Annotated in this window: 11 protein-coding genes and 2 tRNA genes; 8 read left to right on the top strand and 5 right to left on the bottom strand. The window is 39.3% G+C overall.

What is annotated here, in order from left to right:
- Positions 1 to 25 precede the first annotated feature (25 nt).
- The 6 genes from ACK8HY_RS15660 to ACK8HY_RS15685 all read left to right on the top strand — a co-directional run bounded on the left by ACK8HY_RS15660 (position 26) and on the right by ACK8HY_RS15685 (position 5,961).
- Positions 26 to 1,549 carry a RagB/SusD family nutrient uptake outer membrane protein gene (locus ACK8HY_RS15660; protein ID WP_077437673.1) on the top strand — a complete coding sequence of 508 codons (1,524 nt, stop codon included), beginning with the start codon at positions 26 to 28 and terminating at the stop codon, positions 1,547 to 1,549.
- Positions 1,550 to 1,554: 5 nt separating this feature from the next.
- Positions 1,555 to 1,830 carry a LysO family transporter gene (locus ACK8HY_RS15665; protein ID WP_077437672.1) on the top strand — a complete coding sequence of 92 codons (276 nt, stop codon included), beginning with the start codon at positions 1,555 to 1,557 and terminating at the stop codon, positions 1,828 to 1,830.
- Positions 1,820 to 2,422, top strand: coding sequence for a lysine exporter LysO family protein (locus tag ACK8HY_RS15670; RefSeq protein WP_077437671.1), 603 nt, complete (start codon positions 1,820 to 1,822; stop codon positions 2,420 to 2,422). Before ACK8HY_RS15665 ends, ACK8HY_RS15670 begins: the two co-directional genes overlap by 11 nt.
- The gene (locus ACK8HY_RS15675) at positions 2,419 to 4,329 is read left to right on the top strand and encodes an MGH1-like glycoside hydrolase domain-containing protein (protein ID WP_077437670.1); all 1,911 of its coding nucleotides are present in this window, start codon (positions 2,419 to 2,421) and stop codon (positions 4,327 to 4,329) included. Before ACK8HY_RS15670 ends, ACK8HY_RS15675 begins: the two co-directional genes overlap by 4 nt.
- Positions 4,330 to 4,542: 213 nt before the next feature.
- Entirely contained in the window at positions 4,543 to 5,088 is a 546-nt protein-coding gene (locus ACK8HY_RS15680) for a CopD family protein (RefSeq protein ID WP_077437669.1), read from the top strand.
- A 72-nt stretch (positions 5,089 to 5,160) separates the two neighbouring features.
- On the top strand, positions 5,161 to 5,961 hold the full coding sequence (locus ACK8HY_RS15685) for a DUF4476 domain-containing protein (protein ID WP_077437668.1): 801 nt from the start codon (positions 5,161 to 5,163) through the stop codon (positions 5,959 to 5,961).
- Positions 5,962 to 6,129: 168 nt separating this feature from the next.
- Here ACK8HY_RS15685 and ACK8HY_RS15690 read toward each other — a convergent pair whose 3' ends face one another.
- From ACK8HY_RS15690 to ACK8HY_RS15710, 5 genes are all read right to left on the bottom strand, one after another.
- Positions 6,130 to 7,560, bottom strand: a complete 1,431-nt coding sequence (locus ACK8HY_RS15690; RefSeq protein ID WP_077437765.1) for an NAD-dependent succinate-semialdehyde dehydrogenase — start codon at positions 7,558 to 7,560, stop codon at positions 6,130 to 6,132.
- A 146-nt stretch (positions 7,561 to 7,706) separates the two neighbouring features.
- Complete coding sequence (locus tag ACK8HY_RS15695; protein WP_077437667.1) at positions 7,707 to 8,141, bottom strand: thiol-disulfide oxidoreductase DCC family protein; 435 nt, start codon at positions 8,139 to 8,141, stop codon at positions 7,707 to 7,709.
- 80 nt (positions 8,142 to 8,221) lie between these two features.
- The gene (locus ACK8HY_RS15700; protein WP_077437666.1) at positions 8,222 to 9,436 is read right to left on the bottom strand and encodes a bifunctional 3,4-dihydroxy-2-butanone-4-phosphate synthase/GTP cyclohydrolase II; all 1,215 of its coding nucleotides are present in this window, start codon (positions 9,434 to 9,436) and stop codon (positions 8,222 to 8,224) included.
- A gap of 72 nt (positions 9,437 to 9,508) precedes the next feature.
- Positions 9,509 to 10,993, bottom strand: coding sequence for an LptF/LptG family permease (locus ACK8HY_RS15705; protein WP_077437665.1), 1,485 nt, complete (start codon positions 10,991 to 10,993; stop codon positions 9,509 to 9,511).
- Between the two features lie 101 nt (positions 10,994 to 11,094).
- The gene (locus ACK8HY_RS15710) at positions 11,095 to 11,472 is read right to left on the bottom strand and encodes an START-like domain-containing protein (RefSeq protein WP_028070596.1); all 378 of its coding nucleotides are present in this window, start codon (positions 11,470 to 11,472) and stop codon (positions 11,095 to 11,097) included.
- 65 nt (positions 11,473 to 11,537) lie between these two features.
- On the opposite strand from ACK8HY_RS15710, the gene ACK8HY_RS15715 reads away from it, so the two are divergent.
- Positions 11,538 to 11,611 (top strand) — tRNA-Met (locus ACK8HY_RS15715).
- Between the two features lie 292 nt (positions 11,612 to 11,903).
- A tRNA-Met gene (locus ACK8HY_RS15720) sits at positions 11,904 to 11,977 on the top strand.
- The last annotated feature ends 9 nt before the right edge of the window (positions 11,978 to 11,986 follow it).

Consider the following 11,986-nt stretch of genomic DNA (forward strand, 5'->3'; position numbering starts at 1 on the left):
GTATTGTAGATAAATAAAGAAAAAAATGAAAAAGAATATAAATAACTATAAATGGATGTTTTGTATTGCATTTGCACTAAGTACAACACTATCCTGTAACGATAAATTGGATTTAAGGTCACCTGACAAGCTTACTTCCGATAACTTTTGGCGGAATGCCGAGGATGCAGAGTCGGGTCTTTCAGCGGCCTACTCGCAATTGGAAGCAGCAACGGATGTATGGGAATTTGCTGAAGTGAAATTCCCAGTGGAAGCTTATCGTGAAGATATCTGTGAAATCGGTAGTGATGCATTGAATTACCAAACCTGGGTTGAGCTTTATAATTTTACATATACAAATGGTAATAGTCAGTTTACGGCCTATTGGAGTAAAGCATATCGCGGTATTTCTTATGCAAATCAAGTGATAGAAAAAGCAGCCCCCATTGATATGGACGCAAATAAGAAACACCAGATTATTGCTGAAGCAAAGTTCCTGCGTGCTTATTATCATTTAAAACTGTTACTTAATTGGGAAAAAATCGTTATCCGCGATCAATATATCACAAACGAGAATCAAATTAATAAAGCGTTGTCGACACGTGAAGAAGCTTGGGCTTTTATTATCGGAGATCTGGAAGCTGCGGTTGGAAATTTACCTGTGAAACAGGAAGCGGGCAATCTCGGTCGCGCTACCAGAGGGGCCGCGAATGCATACCTTGGCTACAGCTATTTAACGTTAGCATATGAAAATATAGCCAAAAAAGAAGAACTGCTCGGAAAAGCTGAACAGGCGTTCAAAGCAGTATCGGGATATAGTTTAGAGAAAAATTTCCTTTCTATGTTTGACGGTACCAATAAAAACAGCGCAGAGTCTATTTTTGAACTTCAATTTACCGACAACACAGCTAACGGCGCGAGTTACCGTACAGCGCTCCACAAATGGATTGCTGTTGGTGAACTTGGTGGATGGGATGAAATTCTGCCAAGCAAAATGTTACTGGACGAGTTTAAAAAAGAAGGCAAAATTGCGACGACAGGACGTTATGACTCACGTATGTACCAAACTGTGTTCTGCAATGATCCCTACTTTAACGATTTAAAAAATGGGGGTGTTTATGGCTATAAGTATGATGAAGTATTCGAACCTGGATCGAACAGGGCGAGTTTCAGAAAGTATTTACCAAAAACAGAGGCAGACTTGAATAAATCCCGTACCGCCGTCAACCTTCCCTTAATGCGCTATGCTGATGTATTGTTGCTATTGGCAGAGACGTTAAATGAACGTAATCGTCCCGCAGATGCGATCCCTTTGATTAATGAAGTACGTAAGAGAGCGGATATGCCGGCATTACCATTGAATCTTGCCGCGAATGAGGTGAAAAAGCGCATTGAACATGAACGTATCGTGGAGTTTGCTCTTGAAAATACCCGATTCTATGATTTAAGAAGATGGGGGAAAGCAAAAGAAGCATTACAGGCTGTTGGTCGAAATAGTTTTGACCCAGCTAAGCATAATTTTTATCCTGTTCCATTGCTGGAGATCACGTCAAATGATAAAATTAACTAAGGAGCATGTTTATCGTTTTTTTTGTCATGCTTTTAGGCGTAGGAATAGGGATAGGACTTCGGTCCTTTCCTATTCTTAAACATATAGGTATTCTTGTCCGATTGGTCATATTTGCCCTATTGTTTCTTTTGGGACGAGAAGTCGGGCAAAATCCAAAAATAGTAGACAATCTTGATACATTGGGATTGCAGGCTATACTGATTACATTGGCCGGAGTAGCTGGAAGTGTTCTTTGCTCATGGTTCGTTTATCGTTTATTTTTTAGTAAGCATGAAAGGTAGTTTAATCATTCTCGCATTCTTTATCGTGGGTGTTTTTGTCGGTTTTAATGGAATTATTCCGGCCGAACTGTTAAAGGAAGAATGGAATACTTATGTCCTCTATGCATTGATGTTGTTGGTGGGAATCACCATTGGTTATGATAGGGAACTCTTAGTATCTCTACGAAAAGTTAATTTAAGCATTTTGCTCGTTCCCCTGACAACTATCGTTGGAACATTGTTAGGTACGTTTATCATCAGTTTCTTTATTCGCGACTGGAATGCCGCTGAAAGTATGGCAGTAGGATCTGGATTTGGGTACTACTCTTTATCAAGTATTTTTATTACACAATATAAGGGTGTCACATTGGGAACTATAGCATTGATGTCGAATTTGATGCGTGAATTAATGGCGCTCTTGATGGCCCCATTAGCTCGAAAATGGTTTGGCCCACTGGCGCCGATTTCTGTTGCGGGCGCCACAAGTATGGATACCGCATTACCCATTATCACACAATGCTCCGGCAAACAATATGTTCTGGTCGCGATCATCCATGGTATTTTGGTTGACCTCAGTGTCCCTTTTTTAGTTACTTTTTTTTGTTATTTATGAGAAATAAGATCAAAACCTTATGGGTGGCAATTAGTTGTTGTTTGATTTTTATAGGATGCAATACGGTCAAGTCTCCTAAAATGGATGGCTACGGTGGATTGTTAAAGGTCGAGCAACAACCAGATGGTACCGCTCGACGAACGAACCCTTTTTATACGGACCGAGGTGCATGGGTCGGATTTGGCATCCATGAAAATAAGACCGTGACCGGTTTTTGTGGACCCTATGATCTCGATTCGCGCGTCTGGTTAAGTGGTGCATTGATGCAGATTGGAACGGCTCCGGGTTGGGAAAAAAATCTACTGAGCCGTGACAGCAGTTGTTATTATCCGGATCGCTTGTGGATGCGTTTGCGAGGAGAGGATATGGAAGTTGAGCAAACTCTTAAATTGGTCTCATCAACAACGGCCATATTACATATTAAAAACAAATCATCAAAAGAGCTATGGACCTATGGCAACCTCAATCAAGGGAAATGGACACTAGCAGGTAATACCCTGTGGTCTAAACTTCCGAATGGAGAACTTCTTTTATTATCTTTTGAAGCCGGTGTGAAAGTAACTATTGATCAGGGAAAATATGGAGCCCATTTAGAAAAAGCTGATACAGAGATTGTCCTGAACCATTATGCCAACCTGATCACCTTAGAAAAAGCACTTATAGCGGCAAAAAACGCTGTTGAGCAAAGCAAGGTCTTGAGCGCGCAACATACAGCACGCTGGGCAAATTATATCAGCTCAAATACTCGTCCGGAACTCTCCATGGAGGAACATCGCATTATGGTGAAAAGCATGATGACGCTGATGAGCAATTGGCGGAGTGCAAAAAAGGAATTAAAACATGATGGTGTTGTCCCTTCACATGTAGCCGACTATTTTGTGGGATTTTGGGCCTGGGATTCTTGGAAGCATGCAGTTGCACTGGCACAGATAGATCCTGTTTTGGCGAAAGATCAGGTTCGCGCTATGTTTGATTTTCAAGATAGTGTCGGGATGATTGCTGACTGTATTTACACGGACCATCGCGAGAATAATTACCGTGATTCCAAACCACCGTTAGCTGCCTGGGCGGTAAATGCTATCTATGAAGCCGATCATGACCTGTCGTTTGTACGTGAAATGTATGATAAGCTTGTTTTGTACCATGAATGGTGGTTTCGTTATCGGGACCACAATAAAAATGGTATCTGTGAGTACGGTGCTACCGATGGAACATTGGAAGCCGCAAAGTGGGAAAGCGGTATGGACAATGCTATACGGTATGATAGCACTCAGATGTTATTAAATGAAAAAGGTGCCTGGAGCATGGATCAGGAATCTGTGGAGCTCAGCGCTTATCTTGAGCTGGAACGAAAATATCTGATGCGTTTTGCGGAATTGCTCGGAGTACCATTTCGGGGAAAAAAAGAATCATATCTTACCATGGATTACTTCTTCGATCAGGAGCGAGGTTATTATTTCGATCGCAAACTGAATGGACCGCTTATCCCATGTTTTGGTCCCGAAGGCTGGTCGCCGTTGTGGACAGGTTTAGCCACGGTCCCACAAGCTGAAGCTGTGGTTCGCGTGATGCAGGATACAACTAAATTTGCTTCCTTTGTGCCTTTCCCTACTGCGGCGCTAGACAACGACAAATTTATGGATAGAGGATACTGGAGAGGGCCTATCTGGTTGGATCAGGTCTATTTCGCAATTGCTGGTTTAAGGAAATACGGTTATCAAAAGGAAGCCGATATGTATACCAAACAGGTCTTTAAGCGATTGGAGGGGCTATCTGGTCATGAACCAATTCATGAAAACTATGAAGCCCGCACAGGCAAAAGGCTCAAAGCACCCCATTTTAGCTGGTCTGCAGCCCACTTATTTCTGCTATATAAGGAACTGAAAACTTCTCCACAAAAGAAATAGATCAGTTGAAATAAGAGGAAATACCAACGCTTCCAATCCGATAGGTTGTACTATCTATATCGGATTGGAAGCGTTGTTTATTTAACATGCATTATTGAAAACTAAACCTAAGTAATCGGAATGTACTTATGTCTTTTGTATACTTCATGTAAGATTTTTCTAATTAAAGACTAGCTTTATTGATTGCACCTAACTTTTCTTATTTTTGTACCCATGGTCTATTTATACGCAAAAGCAGTTCATATTATCTTTGTGGTTTGTTGGATGGCTGGTTTATTTTATATCGTTCGCTTATTCATTTACCATACCGAAGCTAAATCCAAATCTGCGGAAGAGTATGGCATTTTGCATAAACAGTTTATCCTGATGGAGAGTAAATTGTGGTGGATCATCACAACACCAGCCATGTACCTCACTATTCTAGCGGCCCTCGTCATGCTGTATATTAATCCGGGATTGTTGACCATGGGCTGGATGCATGTCAAACTCACCTTTGTATTGGGACTGATCCTTTATCATTTTGCTTGCCAACGTATTATGTTTCAATTAAAAGGGGAATCATCTATTTGGTCCTCGACCAAATTGCGTCTTTGGAATGAGCTGGCGACCGTTTTATTATTTGCAATCGTATTTACAGTCGTATTAAAATCTGCCCTCAATTGGATATTCGGTGTCCTCGGACTTTTAATATTATCTATATCTCTGATGATGGCTGTGAAACTCTACAAAAAGTTCAGAAATAAAAAACAACGCAAGTAAAACGTTAAATTCTTATTTTTCTTAATCCTTTTTTATTCTTATTAGTCGAACGATTATAAATTGAAAAGGAATATGTACAAAAGACTTTTGACTGTGATCATGTTGCTTGCTATTGCAACTGGGGTATTTGCCCAACGTTATAGACCCTATGGAGGAGCATTAAATATCTATTCTATCGATGTTCCTTTCTTTCTTTATATCAATAATGTTTTGTACAATAATAGGCCCTCCAACGATATTCGTGTGCCGAACTTACAAAATCCAAGGTACAACCTCCGAATAGTATTTGCAAATAGACAGCGTAGGACACTAAACGGAACTGCGGTGCAGCTTGTTAATCGAAATGGCCAATATCTTGATGTCGTATTTTCCGTAAGCAGCCGTGGCGGAAATAGAGGAATTGTATTGGAATCGATGAATCCTGTTGGTCTGTATAATGATAATTATCGTAATGGAGATAACTACAATGACGATGATGCAGAGGGCTATTATCGCGATCAACAACAAAACGAGCGGTACAGCGAGTCTGAGGATGATAGAAACTATAGTCAACAAAACCAAGAAGATCCGGTCGATAATATGGATTATCCGGATAAAAATGAGGCTAATCAGTTGAATGATCTGCTCAATCAAAAAGAAAATGATCAAGACCGTTTGCAGATTGCTGCTCAGGAACTGAAAAATAGACGATTGCGCAGTTCCGAAATTATAGATCTCATGGAACTATTTGTAAGGGACGATAATAAATTGGCTTTTGCTAAATATGCCTATCCAGGTTGTGTGGATAAAGAGAATTATGATAAAGTAGGCGAAGCACTATCCTTTAGTTCAACACGGGAAAAGTTGACGGCATTTATCAAAACACAACGGTAATTAACCAACTGGGCCGAAGTTCATCTTTCTGCGACGTAGCTTGATTGACCAGAAAATCTGGTCAACATGAAGTATATAAACAAAGGGGCTACCTGACTCATACATCCAATAATGGTGCTGTATGGGACAAGTAGCCTCTTTCAATAATAGTAATGAACTATATCGCATTTATTCTGCGAAACAGATGTACTTCAATTCCATATATTCATCGAGTCCATGTTTTGATCCCTCACGGCCGACGCCAGATTGTTTTACTCCACCAAATGGAGCTGCTGCATTTGATATTAACCCCGTATTAACACCTACCATACCCGCTTCAAGCTGTTCCGCTACACGGAAACAGCGATTGATATTGGTGCTGTAGAAATAGGAGGCAAGGCCAAATTCAGTTTGATTGGCCATAGTGATACCATCTTCTTCGGTTTTGAAACTAAATAGTGCACAAACTGGCCCAAAAGTTTCTTCGTGAAATATAAGTGCTTCTTTCGGGATATTCGTTAAGACGGTAGGTTGGAAAAAAAGATCTTTGATTACATGTCCACCTGTCGCTAATTCTGCGCCGTGCTTTAAAGCATCTTGAACATGAAGCTGCACTTTTTCTAATCCTTTGGCATTGATTAATGGTCCAACTTGAACTCCCTTGTCCAATCCATTGCCTACTTTTAATTGCTGAACTGCATGCGCAAGTTTTGTGGCAAATTCATCGTAGATGTCTTCCTGGATTAAGAAACGGTTGATAGAGACACAGGTTTGTCCAGAGTTTCGGAACTTACCGGCAATAGCACCTTCGACTGCGGCATCAATATCTGCATCATTAAATACTAGAAAGGGGGCATTTCCACCAAGTTCCATGGAGACTTTCTTGATGTTTGAAGCTGATTGTTCGACCAATGTCCTACCTACCTCGGTAGAGCCTGTGAAAGAAAGTTTGCGTACAAGATCATTTGTGGCTAGTTCTTTTCCTATACCAGCACTGTCTTTTCCTGTAATGACATTAAAGACGCCTTTTGGGACACCGGCCTCTTCAGCTAGTTTGACCAATGCAATCGCTGATAAAGGTGTTTGTGATGCAGGTTTGAGAACTACTGTACAGCCTGCCACGAGTGCCGGAGCGACCTTCCGGGTAATCATAGCCAAAGGGAAATTCCAGGGGGTAATTGCAGCAACCACACCCACTCCCTGTCGGATGGTCATCATGCGTGTTCCATTTTTCTGGACGGGGATAGTTTCGCCATACGCTCGCTTACCTTCTTCGGCAAACCACTCAACAAAGGAATTTCCGTAATCTACTTCTACTTTCGATTCATGGAGCGGTTTTCCACTCTCAAGTGTCATAATTTCAGCAAGGAAGTCTTTATTTTGTTGAATAAGATTGTACCAGTTGCGCACAATAGTACAACGTTCTGTTGACGTTGTATTTTTCCAGTCCTTCCATGCCTTATCAGCTGCTTGTATTGCCTTAATGCAGTCACCAACTTTAAGATCCGGTAATACTGCAATTGTCTTTCCTGTGGCAGGGTTTATCACATCAAATGTATTTTTTGATGTGATAAATTTTCCGTTTATATAGGCTTTGTCAATTAAAAGTGGATTTTTCATTGGAATTATATTTTTTTTCAAACTAATGCTTCTTTCTATGGTCTGTATTTTATTTATTACCTGTTCTGTCCGTATAACCGATACTTTTGGAACAATATCCCAGTTCGCATTGTTTGGTAAACACACAAGATTATAGAAAGCTTTACTTAGATAAATTTTTTTCGTTGTATTGCAGTAGGAACGATACAGGATGTGCTGGTTCCAAACCATTTATAACGATTTTTTGCAAAATAATCGTAAGCTGTGTCCAGCCATGTCTTTGGTAATATTTTTAGGGAATAGACAATTGAATATGGAAAACCTAACGTTTTGCAGATATTCAGTATCGCCTCACTTTTAATAAAACTGCCGTTAGGAGACATGTATACAATGGAGTCGATATTTTTGGGAATAGCATGTAAACTATTTTTAGCGAAGTCAGATTGTAGAGCGCTAAATAGAAACCGATTGTTACGGTCTATTTTCAATAGGATTTGAACAAAACGATTACAAACTAAGCAATCACCGTCAAAAAAGATGATATGTTTCCCTTCCGTATCCATATGTATAAAGTTACCTCTATTTTCTGAAAGAACTGCCATGAGAACATCACAACTTTTATAAAAAAGCGGTGTTTCTCCGTGGAAAAACACCGCTTTTAATATATTCTTTTTAACTTCTATTACAAATTCTTCATAATGGTATGCCCCATACGATCTCTTTTTGTTTTTAGATATTCTTCGTTGTAGGGATTGGCTGTAATTTCAATTGGAACATTTTCTACAATTTCCAGACCATAACCGACCAATCCTGCACGTTTCGTAGGATTGTTGGACATCAGGCGCATTTTTGTTACCCCTAGATTTCTAAGGATTTGTGCACCAACACCATAGTCTCTCAAATCAGCCTTGAATCCAAGTTGAGTATTGGCATCAACAGTATCTAGACCATTTTCCTGTAATTTGTAAGCATGCAATTTATTGATCAGTCCGATACCACGGCCTTCCTGATTCATATAGACAATGACACCTTTTCCTTCGTTTTGAATCATCTCCATCGCTTTATGAAGCTGAGGTCCACAGTCACAACGGCAAGAACCAAAAATATCGCCGGTCACACAAGAACTATGTACACGGACAAGAATAGGTTCATCTTCGTTCCATTCTCCTTTATAAAGGGCGAGATGTTGTTCGCCAGTATCTTTTTGTGTAAAGGCTTTCATTTGAAAATCACCATATTGCGTCGGCATATTGACTGTTACTTCCTCATTGATCAATGAATCGTGTTTTAAACGGTATTCAATAAGGTCTTCAATACTGATAATCTTTAAATCAAATTTTTTGGCAACTTCCATCAATTCTGGTAGTCTTGCCATTTCACCATCTTCTTTTAGGATTTCGACCAATACACCTGCTGGTTCAAAACCTGCTAAGCGAGCAAGGTCAACAGTGGCTTCGGTATGTCCTGTACGACGAAGTACACCACCATCTTTAGCAATCAATGGAAAGATATGCCCCGGTCTACCCAATTCTTCATAGTGAATATTGGGGTCGATCATTGCCTTGATCGTTTTTGAACGATCAGATGCGGAAATCCCAGTTGTACAACCATATCCCTGTAAGTCAATAGAAACCGTGAAATTAGTTTCATAAACAGCGGTATTTTGTCCTACCATTAGGTCTAGATGTAAAGCATCAGCTCTTTCCTTGGTGATCGGAGCACATACCAGACCCCGCCCATGGGTTGCCATAAAATTGATAATTTCGGGAGTTGCGTTACGGGCAGCAGTGATGAAATCACCCTCATTTTCACGATCTTCGTCATCTACGACGATAACTACTTTTCCTGCTTGTATATCAGCGATCGCTTCTTCGATCGTGTTTAATTTGAATTCCATTTAATTGTTATATTGTATTGATACAAAGTTAGTGTAGAATCTAATTTTATTTATAATAGCGTTGTCACAAATCTAATGTGATTCCTTTAATTTATTCTTTTTAGCGAATTTCTCTTTGATCCATTTCCAGGCTGCTTCAGTTTTTAATTTATACTGATCAATATCAAAAAGAGCAGAATCAGTAGTTGATTTATAGGTCAGAAATGCAGCTAAAGGTGTTAATACGATAATGGCCATCCACATTCCTATAGCCGAAGATATGGCGCCATCTTTAGCTGTTTTCTCCGCTACCGTTGAGATAATATGATAGATTAGGAAGAAAATGATTGCCATAACGACCGGAAGTCCGAGCCCTCCCTTTCTAATAATTGCACCTAAAGGGGCTCCGATCGCAAATAACAGCAGACAAGATACAGCCAAGGTGAACTTTCTATGCCATTCAATGCGATAACGGATATCTTTGGTTTTATAATCTTTAAATTCAAGGGTACGACTATTAAGATCTTCTTTTAAATAGTTTAGTTGGCTCAAGGCATTCATAGTGATCTGTGTCCGTTGTTCAGCAGGGACAAGATCGGTGACCAGATTTTTATAAGGTTTGATCTTTGCTTCTTTTACTTTTGGCTGGCCGGGTTGATTTGCACTAAAATACTTTGAATAGATATTATAACGCGTATCTAGGGTTCTTGTGATTGCTTTACCCATACTGTCAATTTTAATATGGTTGGAGTCAATGTATATATCCAGTTGCCTAAGGTTTAACATCGCATGGTGACTTTTAAAAAGACTTTCATCTGTTTTGCCTTGTTGAAAACTACCCATGTCGAATTTTTGTTCTGTTTCCTTAAACTTAAAGCGTGTAAATTGCTGGCGCGGATCGTATGTTTTTGAGTTCTTGGTTCGAGACTCTTCGTAGCGTATTCCATCCTTTAGTTTGAGGATCATATAGCTATTGTCCGGTGAATTATAGATATAGCCTTCCTTAGCCATTAAAACATTGTTGGCTGTGTTTCCACCGCGATGGTCGTAAATCATTAGATCATAAAGAATCGTTCCTTCTTTATTTTTTCCTCTTGCCCGAATGGAGTATCCCGGAATCGTATTGTTAAAAATACCCGGTTTGATTAGAAAATCGGCTTTTTTATTTCGCACATCTGTCAATAGTGTGCCCATTTTTAGATTGACGACAGGTAGGATGAAATCGGAAAATAGAAAAGAGCTAGTGGCGAAGATCGCTACGAGTATAAATAGGGGAGTCATGGCTTTACGTAGAGATACACCTGCAGCCTTGATTGCTACAAGCTCATAGCTTTCCCCTAAGTTGCCAAAGGTCATAATGGAAGACAATAACATGGATAAAGGCATTGCCATTTGAATCTGAACAATGCATTGATACCCAATAAGCTCCATAATGGTGTACCATTCAAATCCTTTTCCGATCAAATCATCAATGTATTTAAAAAGGAAAAGCATCAATAACACAAACATCACAATAAAAAATGTGACAATGAATGGTTTAATGAAAGCTTGAAGAATAAGTAAATGAACCTTTTTCATCCGTGACGCTAAGCAAACTGATGCCTTTACATTAAAGCATCTTTCATCCAAGGAGCTCTTTTAGAGCCCTTGGTGAAAATATATTGCAAAGATAGGTTTTTTTATGCACCTATAACACTTTGAAGATAGACGATTGAATTTTTCCAGATTAATTTTCTATTTTCCAAGTCCTCTTCTTTAGCAAAGTCTGTTATTTTAAGTGCAACATCGTTTGTCAGTTCATCTTGATCAATCTCTAGGTCAAAATAGTAGGGATCGTCATCGAGCCACTTAAAACGCACCGATTTATTTTCCTTTGACGCGACGATCTTTGCACGATGCGGTTCATCGTCCCAAATGAAAGTATAAACAGTGTCTTTGTAGTTTACATCATCTGCAAACCATTGTGCCAGTTCGTTTGGTTCTTGCAAATACGGAAATAAAATTCTAGGTGAAGAGTTGATGATATATTCTAATTGGAATTTTATTTTATCTGCCATATAAATGTTTTTTTAAATTTTAGTTTGTTTAAATCAAAAATAAGCTATATTTGCATTCCCAAAATGGCGGGGTAGCTCAGATGGTTAGAGCGTTGGATTCATAACCCAAAGGTCGGCAGTTCGATTCTGCTCCCCGCTACAAATCTCTTCCCATTTTGCTTTTTACTGCATAGACTTATTATTTGTAATAATACATATTTATTTTGTTATTGCAAGTTTTTTTGTGAAAAGTTGACGGCTTTTTCTCAAATATTTGAATTTAAAATTCCCTATCTCTTATCCCATTTTTTTTCGTGGCTTAAATGTTATTTTACTTCGTTAAGAATGAGTTTGTTGTGTGGTATAAAGGTTTTTGAACATGATAAAACGCTAAAAAAAATAAAAAAATCTTTTGAATTGACAGGTGAAGTGGTATATTTGCATACCGAAACGGCGGGGTAGCTCAGATGGTTAGAGCGCAGGATTCATAACCCTGAGGTCGGCAGTTCGATCCTGCTCCCCGCTACTTTTAAAA

The organism is Sphingobacterium sp. NGMCC 1.201703, assembly GCF_047784615.1.
GTDB lineage: Bacteria > Bacteroidota > Bacteroidia > Sphingobacteriales > Sphingobacteriaceae > Sphingobacterium.